This is a genomic window from Desulfofundulus thermobenzoicus (genome assembly GCF_009428905.1).
In the GTDB taxonomy this organism is placed as follows: Bacteria; Bacillota; Desulfotomaculia; order Desulfotomaculales; family Desulfovirgulaceae; genus Desulfofundulus_A; species Desulfofundulus_A thermobenzoicus.
Genome location: NZ_WHYR01000024.1, coordinates 39,753 through 54,273, shown reverse-complemented (window position 1 = coordinate 54,273; position 14,521 = coordinate 39,753). Strand labels below are relative to the sequence as shown.

At 56.6% G+C, this 14,521-nt stretch carries 13 protein-coding genes; 4 read left to right on the top strand and 9 right to left on the bottom strand.

Features of this window, described 5'->3' with window-relative positions; all coding sequences use genetic code 11:
- Nucleotides 1-288: MerR family DNA-binding transcriptional regulator (locus tag GFC01_RS10115; RefSeq protein ID WP_152946842.1), on the bottom strand; the 288-nt coding region annotated here is incomplete at its 3' end.
- Between the two features lie 604 nt (nt 289-892).
- Between GFC01_RS10115 and GFC01_RS10110 the strand changes: the two genes are divergently transcribed.
- Nucleotides 893-1,381 (top strand): CBS domain-containing protein, encoded by a 489-nt coding sequence (locus tag GFC01_RS10110; RefSeq protein ID WP_152946840.1) that lies wholly within the window; start codon nt 893-895, stop codon nt 1,379-1,381.
- Here GFC01_RS10110 and alr read toward each other — a convergent pair.
- Nucleotides 1,364-2,545, bottom strand: a complete 1,182-nt coding sequence (gene alr, locus GFC01_RS10105) for an alanine racemase (protein ID WP_194174890.1) — start codon at nt 2,543-2,545, stop codon at nt 1,364-1,366. The two genes, GFC01_RS10110 and alr, sit on opposite strands and share 18 nt — an antisense overlap.
- Nucleotides 2,546-2,575: 30 nt before the next feature.
- A complete protein-coding gene (locus tag GFC01_RS10100; RefSeq protein ID WP_152946836.1) occupies nt 2,576-3,682 on the bottom strand; it encodes a lipid II:glycine glycyltransferase FemX in 1,107 nt (368 codons plus the stop codon).
- Between the two features lie 180 nt (nt 3,683-3,862).
- Here GFC01_RS10100 and GFC01_RS10095 point away from each other — a divergent pair, with 180 nt between their 5' ends.
- Nucleotides 3,863-5,560: a M1 family aminopeptidase gene (locus GFC01_RS10095; RefSeq protein ID WP_152946834.1), complete on the top strand. Its 1,698-nt coding sequence runs from the start codon at nt 3,863-3,865 to the stop codon at nt 5,558-5,560.
- A gap of 41 nt (nt 5,561-5,601) precedes the next feature.
- Here the strand turns inward: GFC01_RS10095 and GFC01_RS10090 are convergent, their stop codons facing one another.
- Nucleotides 5,602-6,327: a TerC family protein gene (locus tag GFC01_RS10090; RefSeq protein WP_341473889.1), complete on the bottom strand. Its 726-nt coding sequence runs from the start codon at nt 6,325-6,327 to the stop codon at nt 5,602-5,604.
- A 528-nt stretch (nt 6,328-6,855) separates the two neighbouring features.
- The gene (locus GFC01_RS10085) at nt 6,856-8,223 is read right to left on the bottom strand and encodes a DNA recombination protein RmuC (RefSeq protein ID WP_152946854.1); all 1,368 of its coding nucleotides are present in this window, start codon (nt 8,221-8,223) and stop codon (nt 6,856-6,858) included.
- Nucleotides 8,224-8,580: 357 nt separating this feature from the next.
- Between GFC01_RS10085 and fliK the strand changes: the two genes are divergently transcribed.
- Nucleotides 8,581-9,534 (top strand): flagellar hook-length control protein FliK, encoded by a 954-nt coding sequence (gene fliK, locus GFC01_RS10080; protein ID WP_152946830.1) that lies wholly within the window; start codon nt 8,581-8,583, stop codon nt 9,532-9,534.
- A gap of 54 nt (nt 9,535-9,588) precedes the next feature.
- Nucleotides 9,589-9,861, top strand: coding sequence for an EscU/YscU/HrcU family type III secretion system export apparatus switch protein (locus GFC01_RS10075; protein ID WP_152946828.1), 273 nt, complete (start codon nt 9,589-9,591; stop codon nt 9,859-9,861).
- Between the two features lie 117 nt (nt 9,862-9,978).
- Here GFC01_RS10075 and GFC01_RS10070 read toward each other — a convergent pair whose 3' ends face one another.
- The 4 genes from GFC01_RS10070 to GFC01_RS10055 all read right to left on the bottom strand — a co-directional run bounded on the left by GFC01_RS10070 (nt 9,979) and on the right by GFC01_RS10055 (nt 14,474).
- Complete coding sequence (locus GFC01_RS10070; RefSeq protein WP_341473888.1) at nt 9,979-10,566, bottom strand: TlpA family protein disulfide reductase; 588 nt, start codon at nt 10,564-10,566, stop codon at nt 9,979-9,981.
- Nucleotides 10,567-10,604: 38 nt separating this feature from the next.
- Nucleotides 10,605-11,324, bottom strand: coding sequence for a cytochrome c biogenesis protein CcdA (locus GFC01_RS10065; protein ID WP_194174889.1), 720 nt, complete (start codon nt 11,322-11,324; stop codon nt 10,605-10,607).
- Between the two features lie 341 nt (nt 11,325-11,665).
- Nucleotides 11,666-13,648, bottom strand: a complete 1,983-nt coding sequence (locus tag GFC01_RS10060) for an S-layer homology domain-containing protein (RefSeq protein WP_152946824.1) — start codon at nt 13,646-13,648, stop codon at nt 11,666-11,668.
- A 196-nt stretch (nt 13,649-13,844) separates the two neighbouring features.
- Nucleotides 13,845-14,474, bottom strand: a complete 630-nt coding sequence (locus GFC01_RS10055; protein ID WP_152946822.1) for an ATP/GTP-binding protein — start codon at nt 14,472-14,474, stop codon at nt 13,845-13,847.
- Nucleotides 14,475-14,521: the final 47 nt, after the last annotated feature.

The window sequence follows — 14,521 nt, the reverse complement described above, 5'->3', positions numbered from 1 at the left end:
GGTAAAACCGTTTTCCCGGGCGTACTGCCGCAGCCGCTCCATCTGCCGGTCCAGGTTGCCCGCGTCGGCCTGCTTTTTTGTCGATACCCGGGCGTAAAGCACAACTGTTTCTTTTTCGTCACCTAACTGACCGGATGTTAAAAGCCGGTTCAGTTCGTCCATGGAATAACGGCGCTGGCCTCCGGGCAGACGAACAGGCTTGATTAAGCCGCGCTTTTCCCAGTTGCGCAGGCTGTTGGGATGTACACCTAATTTTTTTGCCGCTTTGCTGATGGTTAACAGTTCCATAATTTTATGGTAGCATTATTGTTATATTTTGTCAAGTATTATTGGGATACTGGTAGCTGCTGCAAACCTCCTTCGCTAATTATAAAATATTTCCTGAAAACTGTCCAGTATAACGTTATACTGAAAAGAAATTTTCCAACGGCTTGCCGGCTCGTTCGCCTGCCAGCCGGCCGTCTCCTCCGGTGTAACAATACCATTTTCCACGGCCAGGGCCAGGGCCAGGCTGTTCCGCGTCCAGTCGGGAAAACGCCCGTTAAGTCCGGCCGCAATGCCACCCCGGCTTTCTTTCCTTCCAGCCCCAGCATCCGCACCAGCATGGCCAGGGCTTCCTCCCTTTTAATACTTGCTTCCGGCAACCCTGTGGTCAGATGAAAAAGGTGCGGCGTTATCCGGAGCGAACGATATACTTAATCGCCGGTAACTGCATCCATGCCATTCACCGAGCCCTGGCTATGGAGGACGCCAGGGAAACCAGCCGGGATAATTGTAGCAGGAGCAACCGGTGCTGAAGAATTATCGCCGGAAAAAGCTCCATACGTTCGTTGAAATTTAACGCCAAAAGATGTACCATATTCATATCTGATTAACAAAGGGGAAATGCCTGGTGATCACTGCGGGGGAATTGATGAGGCGTGACGTTTATACGGTACACGCCCGGGATAAGGTGCGGGATGTGTTAAACCTCTTTGTGGAAAAGCATGTAAGCGGCGTCCCGGTGGTGGATGACCGGAACAACCTGGTGGGAATCATAACCGATGCCGATATATTAAGGCAGGTTCATGAGCCTCCTTCTTTTCTGGACTTTATATCTTACATTGTGTTCTATGACGGCGAGGCGGCGCTGGAGGGGAAAATACAGGCCATGCTGGAAGAACCGGTGCGAAAGCTGATGACCACCGATGTGATCACGGTAACCGAAGACACCGGCCTTTCCGATGTGGCGCAAATTTTAAGCCGCCGCCGCTTTAAGAAGGTGCCGGTGGTACAGGGGCGCAAGCTGGTGGGTATTATCAGCCGCAGCGATGTGGTCCGTTACCTGGTCCGGGAATTCTTAAAAAAGGGCGGCGGTGAGCGTTCAAGCCGGCAAATTTGAAACCATGGGCCGCAGTTCCTTTGCTTCCTCCAGCCCCCTGTAAACCCGGGGTATGGATTCCCGCAGCACGGTGCGCCTCACGGGAAGAAGGGCGGGCATACCGATATCCGCCTCCGGAATATTGCCCACATCCACACAGCTCAGGTTCATCCCGATACGCCCCACCACCGGGGCCGTCTTTCCGTTTATTCTGACGTGGCATGTGCCCCAGGGCAGCCCGTAAAAAGCACCGGCCGTTTTAACCAGCACTTTGAGTAAATCCATAAAACCCGCCGGCCGGGGAGTCACATCCACACCAAAACCATCGGCGTAACCCACGGGCACCACGGCCAGCACCGTATCCCGCCGCACCCGGTAGGTTCGGCCGTAGCCCACCGTGGTTCCCCGGATCACGGGCAGCAGGTGGACGATCCTGGCCCAGAAGGACCACGTATCCTGCAGGGAAAGGGAAACATCCGTCACACCGGCCGGCAGTTGCCCGTATAAAACAGTGCCGGCCCGGACCATATCCAGGTGCATCTCCGGATAGAGCAGGAGGGCCGCGCTGTTGCACACGTGGCGGAGGGGGATGCGGATACCCCGCCTTTCCAGATCATTGACCAGATCCATGAAGGTTTGAAACTGGTGTAAGGTAAAGGCGCGATCCGTAGCCGCCGCAAAGTGGGTATAAATGCCTTCCCAGATCAGTTCCGGAAATTGCAGCAGTTCGTCCACATGCCCGCGCAACGCCTCCGGGGTGAATCCCGTGCGGGACATGCCCGTTTCTATCTTGGTATGGACACGAACCGCCTGCCTGGCCCGGCGGGCGGCGGCCGCCAGGCGCCCGGCCTGCTGCACATCACTCAACGAGGCAGTCAACCGGTAAGCAACAATTGTTTCCTCCTCCCCCGGCAGCAAAGGGCGAAAAACCAGAACCGGCCCATTGATGCCGCTCTCCCGCAAAATCACCCCTTCCTCGGGATGAGTCACCCCCAGCATGGTGGCCCCGCGGGCCAGGGCCACCCGGGCCGTTTGCACCAGACCGTGGCCGTAGCCGTCGGCCTTCACCACGGCCATCAACCGCACACCGGGTTTTAACAACAGCCTGACCTGCTCCACATTATGGGCAATGGCCTGTAAATTGATTTCCAGCCAGCGGGACCGGCCTGTCCCATTGCCTTCCATACCCATTCCTCCTCCTTCTCCGGGGAAACATCATTCTTCTACCGTAGCCGGCGGCACCTGTTCCGAAGATTGTTTTTTCCGGCGCAACCAGCGGAGAAACCGCTGGTATGAGGGCAGGACCCTGGTCCACAGGAAATACCAGAAGGGCGAAAAGACCAGATCGAATTCCCCGATGAACTCCGTAAAGGTAGCCGCAAATCCTTCCTTAAAACGGTACAACCCGTGCAGCGGGTTTGCGGGGTCGGCATCACCGGGTGCGCCCCGGAAATCGTAAATGCGGCACCCCAGGGATTTGGCCCAGCGGATCATGGTCCACTGCAGCAGGTAGTTGGGCATGACATTGCGGTATCGGTTTCCCGAAGCGCCGTAAAGGTACCAGACCAGGTCCCCATAGTGAAAGGCCAGAGTACCGGCAATCACCCGATCCTGGTATTCGGCCAGAAAAAGCCGGGCCGTACCCGGAACCACAAAAAGGTCCCACATCTTTTCAAAGTAATCGTACGACCGGATTAGAAAGCGATCCCGGTTGGCTGTTTCCGTGAGTAACTCATAAAAAACAGCCAGATCTTCCTTGTTCCCGGCCAGCCGCACCCGGACCCCCTTGCGTTCCGCCAGACGGATGTTATATCTGGTTTTGGGTTTCATGGCCGCCAGGAGCTCTTCCTCGGAAGGGGCCAGATCCAGGCGGAAAACAAAGCGGGGCTGCACCCCCCCGAAGCCTTCCCGGTGGCCCTGGGAGATAAACCCCCACCTTCGCAATCTGGCCCGGTATTCCTGATCATCTTTATTTACGTCGGGATCTATTTTCAAAAAAATGGCGCCGTGCTGCCGGGCAATTTTTTTGACCTCCGCCCAGAAAAAATCTTCCCCCTCCCGGTTACAATCCTCCCCCAGGATGGGGCCCCGGGGCGCGTAAAAAATGCACCGGTTGAAAAAGGGAAGCCGCCGCTTTAACAGGGATATGGCCGCCACCGGCCGCTTATTATCTGTGATCAGCAAACGTATGGGCTCCCAGCCCGTACCCTTCTTCAGTTCCCCCCACTCGTAACTCTGCAGGAAATGGGGTTTTAACGAGGATTGAATGAATTGATTAAAAACATCTTTTTCTTTCTCTCCAATCAAAAACGCCTCATACAAATGTCCCCTCCCCCCCTCCGTGGACGCAGACCTGGTGCTTGATATGATAGTCCGGGAAACTTTCGACATGATGAATCAAAAATCCTGCCCCGGGGAAAATATTCCCCTTACCGGGTTTTTACCGTGAAAAAAGTCATTTCCTATGGGGAAGGAATTGGACGACAAAAGTCAAAATCTATTATGGGGAGAAAGAGGCATTTTCCCGCCCGCTTGCCTGTCCGTCCGGCCTCCGGCAAAGGAGGGATTTATATCAACGATCCGCTGTCTATATTAAAAGATCTCGAAGAAAAATACGTAACGTTTTACCGGCAGGGCCGGTACGCCGATGCGGAAGCGGTAGCCGAAAGGGCGCTGGACATCGCCCGGCAGACCCTGGGCCCCGGTCACCTTTATACGATCACCTTTCAGAATAACATTGCCTGCCTGAATAGAATACGGCAAGACAAAGCCGGGACTGCTATCCAGCCGGCGGAAAGGTCCACCGGAAAAGCAACCCTTTCCCTCTGGCTGGCGGCGGTACTGCTGGTACTTACCCTGATCATCCCGGTCACCTGGTCCGTATTTCCCTTTTTTTCCCAAAGCGGCCCCGTTTCCGCCGCTCCCGCCCTTAACCCCGGGGAAGGGGATGCGCTCCCTTTTTACCGGGTCAGGGCGGTCTTTTACCCCCGGGAAAAAACAATTGCCGGGGAAGAGGAAGTCACCTTTGAATGTGCCGGACCAAAGAATGAGATCCTGTTTAACCTCTATTTTAACCGTTACCGGGACGTCGGCCTGGACTCCTCCGAAATCCGCCAGTACGCTTTTCAGCGGGGGAAAGACCGGGGATATATCAGCATCCAGCGGGTTTTGCATAATGGAACCCCCGTTCCTTTTAAAGCGGAGGGGGAGGTCCTCCAAATTCTACCTCCGGAAGGCGTCTTTCCTCCGGGCAAACAGAACATCACCATCGACTTTGAACTGAAAATCCCCTACATAGCCGACCGGTCGGGAGGGAATGAACGGGGTATCTGGCTGGGCAACTGGCTGCCCACCTTAAATGTGGACGGCCGCCCTTCACCCCCTACCGAAATCGGGGACCCCTTCGTAAACCTTTCTTCGACTTATGAAGTGCTTTTCACCGTGCCCAGGGAATACAGCCTGGTTTTAAGCAATGTGCAAAAGATCCGGGAGGAGGGGAACCAGCAGGTTTACCACGGCATTGTGGAAAGGGTCCGGGATTTGCCCATTTTCTTGAACCGCTCTTATAAAGAGGCGGTGATCACCCTGGGTGACGTGCAAATTCATTATTATTTCTATTCGCCGTCGTCCCGGGTGCAAACGGTGCTGGAAACCGCCAAAAGGGCTCTGGCCTATTTCCAGGACAATGTGGGCGAATATCCCTGGCAGCAGCTCAATATCGTGGAGAACGACATGTACCTGGAGGGAATGGAATATTCCACCATGGTACTTGTTTCCACAAGGGCGCTGCAGAACAATCCGGCGGGGACGGTATTTCACGAAGTGGCCCATCAGTGGTTTTACAATATCATCGGCAGCGACCAGATCAATGCCCCCTATATGGACGAAGGATTGGTCCAGTTCTTCACCGCCTATGCCTTGAACGGACAGGAACCCCGCTTCCACGGGGATGTTTACGGGTTAGACAAAAGCGTGGATGAATTTAATACCTGGTCCCGGTATCAAAACGTGCACTACCGGAACGGCCAGAAGCTGTTTGAAAACCTGTACGTGGTCATGGGAAGGGATAAATTCCTGCAGGCCATCCGGGAGTATTACCGGCAGTACCGGTTCAGCCTGGTTTCCCCTCTGGAGTTCAAGCACTTTTTTGCGGAAAAAACCGGGGATGAGGGTTTATTGCCTGCCGGCCGGCGTAATTAAACGGACGCGGCAGGCAAAGGGCCAACCGGCCTTTTCCGGGATTAGCTCATGCTCTGATGGGAAGGGGCCGTTGACTCCCCCTTCTGACCGCGCCGGTGCAGGTACCATCCGGCCAGCAGAACCAGCACAGTGATGCCCACCTGCACGGCGGTTTCCACCGGCAGGTGATCGATACCTGTAATTCCGGTCAACTGCCGGACCAGCCTGTCTTCCACCAGCATCCGGCCGGCGGTCCAGGCCAGCACCGCCGCCCCGGCAAAAAGCAGCACCGGATATTTTTCCACCAGCAGGGACACCAGCTGGCTGCCGCCAATGACAATGGGGATGCTTAAGGCCAGCCCGAAAACAACCAGCCCCGGATGGCCGTTGGCCGCCCCGGCCACCGCCAGCACATTATCCAGGCTCATGACCACATCGGCCATAATGATGGTCTTGATGGCACCCATGAGGCCGGTGTTATGGCAAACCCCGTTGTTTACACATACCTGCTTTTCCGGCAGCAACAGTTTTAAGGCCACCCAGATCAGCAGTATACCACCCAGAGCCTGCAGGAAGGGGATGACCAGGAGCAGGGTAACTCCGCCGGTCAGCAAAATGCGCAGGGCCACCGCGCCGCCGGTACCCCAGAGCAGCGCCAGGCGCTTGTGTGCCGGCGGCAACCCCCGGCAGGCCATGCCGATAACCAGGGCGTTGTCACCGGCCAGCATCAGGTCGGCCATGACAATGGTCAGCAGAGCAAATATTTTTCCCCCACCAAAAAAATCCACTTCGTCTTTCACCTCCATACTTGCATTTTACTTTCACCGGGAGCGGCAAAATGAAAAGACCTCCACCTTGCGGTGAAGGTCTCGCAACCGGCAATTACCGTCCCGATCGCGGGCCTGGAGGCCGGATTGACGCAACCGGGAAAATTTGCTACTCCCCTTCTTTCCTGTTTAAACATACCAGAGGATGGGGGCTTTGTCAACACTTCATTTTTAAAGATAAACGAAGAAAAACTGCTCTTTTACAAACCAGAAGGGGAATAAACGCCGCTTAAGTCCATTTTTACCGGACTGGCCCAAAAGAACTCCTTTCCCATTATGGGGTCCAGGATATCCAATCCCGAAACTTACCTTTCCGGGAACCCGGCACCCCATGCCGGGCCGGTTCCGCCCATGAGCCGTTTGTTCGTATAGCCGTATTGTTTGCCTGAAAGTGGGAAACGAGGCACTCTACCCGCCGGGCGTTGTTCATAACGCTTCAACCAGGGCTGTGCCTAAACTGTACCGGCCGGCATTAATATACCACCGGTTTCACTCCGCCACAGGTAATTCCCTCAGGGCCGTTTCTACCGGCTGCAGGGCGGCCAGCTCCTTTCCCGGTGGTCCGGCGCCCAGTTCTTTTAAACGCCTGGCCCCCGGCACCACCCGGCCCTCCCAGGAGCCCACGGCCTGGTTATAGGACTGGGCAGCCCTTTGCAGACCGTCCCGGATTTTCCCAAGATGTTCGGCAAATTTACAGATCCGCTCGTACAGTTCCATCCCCGTCTCCGCTATACGCCGGGCATTTTCCGCCATGTGATGCTGCTGCCAGCTTATAGCCACCGTACGTAACAGGGCGATTAAAGTGGTGGGTGTGGCCAGGATCACCCGGCTGGCCAGGCCGTCTTCAATCAAACCCCGGTCCTGCTCCAGGGCGGCGCTGAAAAAGGATTCCCCCGGCAGGAAGAGCACCACGAAATCGGGGCCGGGAGTAAACTGGCTCCAGTAGGACCTGGAACCCAGGGACTGCATATGTGCCCGTACCGCCCGGGCATGCCTCTGCAGGGCCAGGCGCCGCCCGTTTTCATCGGCGGACTCAATGGCCTCCATATAGGCCTTCAAGGGCACCTTGGCATCCACCACCACCGTCCTGTCCCCGGGCAATTTCACCACCAGGTCCGGACGAGATCGCCCCCCTTCCGTTTCCACGGACAGCTGTTCCACAAAGTCGCAGTAAGGGGACAGGCCGGCCACTTCCACCACCCGCCTCAGGGTAATTTCCCCCCAGCGCCCCCTTACCTGGGGAGATTTCAGGGCGGTGACCAGGTTGCCCGTTTCCCTTTGCAGCAACTGCTGGGTCTGCTGCAGGCTTTCCAGTTGCTTTTGCAAACTGCCGTAGGCCTCCTGGCGAACCCTTTCCATTTCCCGCACCCCCGCCGCATAACGCTCCAGTTCCTGCTGCAGGGGTTTGAGCAGGCTGCCTATGGCCTCCTGACGCTGTTGCCAATCCCCCCGGGCCTCCGCCAGCACCCTTTCCATGACCTGCCGGGCCAGGTCCAGAAAGGCCCGGTTGTTACTCTGCAGAGCATCGGCCGACAGCGCCCGGAAGGCATCGCTGAACCGCCGGCCCGTTTCGTCCAGAAACTTCTTCTGTTCCGCCAGTTTTTCAGTAGCCTCCCCCAGAGAAGTTTCCGCCTTCACCCGGGCTTCCCGCTCGGCTTCCAGCCTCTGCCGCTGTTCCACCAGTTCCTGCTGCAGCCGGCCCACCTGCTGGCGCAATTCCCCGGAAAGGCTCTCCGCCGCCCGGGCACGGCTCTCTACCTCCAACAACTGCCCGGCCAGGACACCCCGCCAGCGGGCCCCGGCCAGCAGCCAGCCGGCCAGCAGCCCCAGTACTGCTCCAGCCGCCAAATAACCCATCTCCACTTTCGGCCCACCCTTCGCAATGAAAAGAATGTCCGCTCTCCGGGCATAAACCGTTTCCCGGAAAGAAACGATAGGGAAAAATTTCCGCCATTCTTTCCCCTTAAAACATTCGTTGGTCATCCATAGCTTTCCTGTTCCCGGTTGAAATCTATTTTCCTGGGCACTCTTTCAGGGGTAACCCGCGAAAAAAATTTTTAAGCCCGCAGGCCCGCAGGACATAGCTACTTTTAAAATCACCGGCCCTGTGGTACAATTTGCCTGTAGGTAAAGGCAAAGAATACCGGCATGAATGTCCCGGGGAAGGACGAAAGTTTCCGGCCACCCTTTAAAAGATAGGGGAGTTGTGCCTTTATGCAGATTCCGGGCATCATCCTGCAACCCGCACCCGGGCTACAGCCAGCCCGGCAAATACAACCCGGCCAGCTGGTACCTGTGGAAGTGCTCTCGCTGGAGGGCGGCTCCGCCGCGGTACGGGTGGCCGGGCAGGTCATGTGGGCCGGGGGGGAAGTGGCTACCCTGCCCGCCAGATTCTGGGCGCAGGTAACGGCGGTCACCCCGGAAATGTTGCATTTGCAGCGTCTGACGGAAACCCCCACCATGGAAACCGCAGTATTTAATCCGACACGCCTCCTCAACCTGCCTGCCGGACCGGACACGGACCAACTGCTGCAGGAAATGTTCCGCTGGCGCCTGCCCCTGGACCGTTCCCTGGCCCTGACCCTTTTACGCTCCGCGGCAGAATTGCCCCCGGAAGAACGCCCCGCCTTCCTGGCAGCCAGGGCGTGGCTGGAGACCCTGGATCTGAAAACCGGTCCCGCCGGGGTGCGGACCGCCCTGGCCTATCTCCTGGGGGAAACCTGGGCCTCCCCCCGGGGGCAGGAAATATTGAATGGAGCGGTTCCCCTTTTTCCGGGCCAGGAGATGATCAGCTTTTTTACCTTCCGCGGGCGGGATGGGAGCGGGGAACTCTACCTGGTGGAAAAAGAGTCCGGGGACAGCCGGGAACAAAAAAATGGGCGGAAATTCCCTCTCGCCCTGGTGGTACGGGTGGACACACCCGCCCTGGGGGAAACCTGGGTCTACCTGGCCCGGAAGGAAGCCGGGTTGACGGCCAGGGTGAACGTATCCGCGGAATCCTTCGTACCCCTTTTTCAAAAAGCCGCCGCCGGATTAAAGGATAGGCTGGCCGCCCTGGGGTACCGGGTGGAAGACATTCAGGTGGCCGCCCGGCCGGTTAAATGTGTTTGCCAGTTGCTGCACCCGGAAGGCCTGCCACCATACCGCCCCCTGGATGCGGTGATTTGAACCGGAAGGCAGGCTGCTGGCAAAAAATCGTGACAGAAAGGCGGTATTGAAATCATGACTGAAAACAAACCAGGGGCTGCCGCCGCCCTGACCTACGACCCGGAAAAGGATGACGCCCCCCGGGTGGTGGCCGCCGGCCGGGGCCGGCTGGCCGAAATAATTGAACGGCTGGCCCGGGAAAACAACGTGCCCGTTTACCGGGATGAACGGCTGGCTCTTACCCTCACCGGACTGGGCGCCGGCCGGCAAATCCCTCCGGAGCTGTTTCAAGCAGTGGCGGAGGTCATTGCCTGGGTATATGAAACAGAAAAAAAGGCGGGGAAATAATTCCCGGTCCCCGGCGAATAGAACACCTGTCCCCGCCGTATGCGTCAGGGCTTTTAGTCACCCGTCGCCCGGGTCGGCGGGCTTTTTTCCGGCGCCGGGCTGCCTGCCGAAACATATTTAGCTTCCCTTTGCCCGGGAAAAGCCTTCCTGCATTATCTCCCTGTTCATGGGACCGGTATGCACGTAACGGATAACCCCTTGAGCATCAATGAAAAAGGTGGTGGGAATGTACCGGATGAGATATTGCTTTGCCACATCACCCTTCACGTCCAGCAGGACCGGGAATGTATAACCACCGTCCTTTAAAAACCGGGGCACCTCCCCGGGAGTCCTTTCACTGGACGTGAGGTTAACCGCCACCACCTGTATCTCCTGTCCCCTGGTGGTAAAAAACTGCTGGACGGCGGGCATCTCTTCCCGGCACGGGGGGCACCAGGTGGCCCAGAAATTGAGCATTACCGGTTTTCCCCGTAAAGATGCAAGGGAAACCGTTTTCCCTTCCGGAGTGCCCAGGGAAAAATCCGGCGCCACCTGGCCCACCTCCGTACCGGTTTGGCCGCTTTTTTGCTCTTCGCCACCGGCCCGGGGCGCACCGGCACCGGGAGTGTTGGCCGGCTTTTCCCCCCGGGCGGACCAGAGCAGCGCTCCAATCACACAGATGACCACCACGGCCAGTATAGTTATGGAAACAACCTTTTTATTCACCCCAAACCCCCCTCGGAAAATAGTCGCCGGTCATCCCATTAAAATGAAAAGGGAACGTATCCCGACAGCCGGCCAAAGGAATTGGTCAGTACCAGCAGGCCCACGCCAATCATCAGCCACCCCCCCGCCCTGGCAATCAAAGGCAGCAGGGCGGCATGGCGCTGCAGCCCCTGCACCAGGAAGCCCAGGGCCAGGGCGGCGGCCAGGAAGGGCAGGGCCAGGCCCAGGGAATAGATCAGCAGCAGGCCCGCCCCGGTCCAGAGGCTGGCGCTCTGACCGGCCAGCAGCAAAATGGAAGCCAGAATGGGGCCGGTACAGGGCGTCCACCCGGCGGAAAAGGCCATTCCCATGAGCAGGGAATTCACACCCCCCGCCCGCCGGGGTAAAAAGTGCACCCTTTTTTCCCTCAGCAGCCAGTTAAAGGGCAACAGACCGGCCATATACAGGCCAAAAAGGATGATCAATACCCCGCTCACCTGACGCAAAAGGTTCTGATGGCGGATGAGCAATTTTCCCAGGGCGCTGGCTGAAATTCCGAAGGCCAGGAAAACCAGGGTGAACCCGGCGATAAAAAGCAGGGCGTTGACCAGCAGGGACAGGCGCAGGCGCGCCCCCTCCGGTGCGGTCAGTTCCGTCACGGAAACACCGGTGAGGTAGGTCATATAAGTGGGTATCAGCGGCAAAACACACGGGGATAGAAAAGAAACCACCCCGGCCAGAAAGGCCATACCCAGCGAAACATTGGTTTCCAGAAACACCCCCCCTGAGTGTCGCTTTAATAACATTATTTACAAGAGGCGTCCGGCTTTCCCGCCAATCAGGCAATACCCGTACGGGTTTGCCGTATTCATTTTACACGAACTTTAAAAAACGCAATATCCGCTGGATGACAATTGGCGGCAAAAGTCCCGGAAAGTAATTAGCCCCGGCGGTTCACCTGTTTTCATGACCGGCGGACAAATACCATCATACTGGAATTATATGATACCGGGCCTTCCCGGACAAGTGCCGGACAATACCCCCGGGAGCCGAAATAGAAACCTGCCGGGGTAATTGGGGTAAATTTACACCGGCAGGGTTGGCTGTAATATTTTTCTTTTTACTGAACGCTGATCTTTTCTATTTTGCCGTCTTTTATCTGCGCCTCCACCATGTATCCTTCCAAATGCGCCAGGTCCGGTGACTCCCCTTCCCCGCCCGTGATTACCACACCGGCCATTACGGGGAAGGTAAAATTCCGGCCGCCAATATCCAGGGTCAGCCGCCATTTATCCCGGTTGACGCCGGCCACCCGCCCTTCCACGGTCAGGTTCCGGTCATCCAGCACCTCCAGTTCATCCACCCGGCCGTCCTTCAGCAAAATGCGCGCCCTGGAGCCGGGTATGACATCACTCAGGTTGATTTCATCCCCATCCCGTAAAATGGTGGCCCCGGCGGCCACATCATAATCCATCTCCAGTCCGCTGCCGGTCACAATGGTTATATTCGGGGGACCCCCATAGGTGATATATTTTAAAGTACCTTCAAATTCCCCCTCTTTCTCGTCCAGGACCTCGATATAAATGAGGCGTCCCTCTCTGTCCAGCTCATAATGCACATAATCCCCCCGGTTCAACCTGTCCGGGTCCACCGTGCGGCCGTTTTTGATTACTTCCGCCCCGTTATCCAGTTCATAACGTTTTTCTTCCTTTCCCACATAGAGGTAGACGGCATCATCCCGTACCCGGGAAACCATCCCCATCTGGTCCGCATCCCCACCGCCGGAAAGGCAATCAATCTGGAACACCGTGCGGTTCATAACCACCGCTTCCACCCGGTCGCCCTGCCTGAGTTCGTCGTAGTTCATTTCACGGATGTAGTTTCTGGTCACCCGCACCTGCTTGCTCACGTCATAGGTAACTTCCCTGCCCCGGCTGCGCAGGGTCAGCTCCCGGTCAGCCACCTTCACTACGGTAGCGGCAATTCTCTGCGGGGTGAACACCTCAATGCTCACCACCCGCCCGTCCTCACTTAAGCCGGCTTCCACATAGTCTTCCTTTAATACATCCCGGGCGTCCAGCTCTTGTCCTCCTTTCTCCAGAAGGGCATCATCCTCCACCGGATAAGTAACCCGGTCACCTGTACCGTTTTCCAGGGTCAGGGAATAACCCCCGTCCCCCCGGTCGAAAGCCACCACCATGCCCTCCACCCGGGAATCCACCGGCGGGCTTTCGTCCAGCAAGCTGGCATAGCGGACACGGCCCTGGCTGTCGGCGATACATTTTAAACGCTTACCTTTATCCAGGGAGGTCGGGGAGACCGTTCCCGTAGACGTGTATATTGCCAGATCAGTGGGTAAATAGACGCTCTTTTCACCAACCAGATTACGCAATGTTACTTTTTGTTCATCCTTGTTTATTTCAGTAATCCGCCCCCGCACCAGGGCCATTGATGAAGGCGGGGCCACCATCTTCCGGTCGATCAAACGGTTCAATATGGTGCACATTTGCGCCCGGGTAACCGGCATACCGGGCAAAAACATATTTCCGGGCATACCCATTATGATCTTGTTTTTCACCACAGCACCCACATAACCCCGGTACTGCTGTGGAATATCAGCGGTATCATTGAAGGTTAAATACTCGGGAGCGGGCGGCAAACCCAGGGCCAGACAAACCATGGAGGCCACCTCCACCCGGCTGGCCAGCCGCCGGCTATCAATCAACGGCAAACCCTGACGGGTTAACATGCCCCTTTCCGCTGCCAGAGCCAGATGCCCTTTGCCCCAGCTGACGGTGGGATGAAACTGCAGGCCGGACAGGTCCACCCGGCCGGCCTTTTCATTCAAGCCCAGGGTGTTGATGATCATCACTACCGCTTCCAGCATGGTTACCTGATTATCGGGAAGAAACCGCCCGCCGGGGTAACCATGTACAATGTCGTAGGCGTTCATTTCCAGCATGGATTTTTCCGCCCAGTGGCCACGGATGTCGTTAAAGGGCTCTGCCGCCCCCATAACCACCCCCGGAAAGGCCAGAATAAAAAGTAACAGGACGGTCGGTATCACCCCGGGGCAGATTATCCTCCATCTGTATCCTGACAATGCCCATACCCCCCTTGTTCTTTTTCCCTATCCCCTTTCGACAGAAGATCAGGCAAATCCTGCAAAATTTTCCTCGGATGGCAGGGCACCTTTATCTGCTAAGAGAAACGCCCGTGAAAGGCCGGATAACCCCTTAAGCCGGCATGTCCTGGCAAAAGGGTTTGCCGGAAGCGGCAAATCCGGACGCAAACATAATTTAAACCTCGCAGGTTTCCCCTTCCTTTGGTAAAGCCACCTCGTGGACACTGGCGCAGCGTTTGCGCTTCTCCACAAAGCCGATTTTCTCTTTAACCATTTTTACCCTGGATTCCAGATCCCCGGTGACTATGGTATAGGGCACATTCATGATATCCAGGAAATTCTTGATTTTGGCGTCCACAATCACGGCAAAATCGTTATCTTGATACCGGATGCCGTCCTTTTCCACGGCAAACTCCCGGGGCACGTAAAAAATATCATATTCCGGCAGGTCCCGCATGGCCCATTCATACAGCTTCATCAGGGCATAGACTTCCTTGGGATTCTTGAAGTCACAACTCAAAAGGCCGTAAACATAATTCAAAATGGTGGCGTTGTCGCAAAAGATGATATCGCAGTAGGACAGCTCGTCTTCCCGCCTTTTCTGCCCTTCGTAAAGCAAAAACTGCTCAAAAATGCTCCGGGGTACCCCGTACCAGGCAATGTAGGTACGGGCAAATTCCAGGCAGACATCGCTGATGTAGCCGGCCATGCTGTAATCCACGTCCAGTTGCTTGCACAGGGTGGTTTTCCCCGTCCCCGGACCGCCCAGGATGGCAATCTTTCTGGTTTTCTTTTGATCGGGCATGAAAATAGACCTCCCCTTCCATGAATGTGCTCGTCCGGCAGCCACGA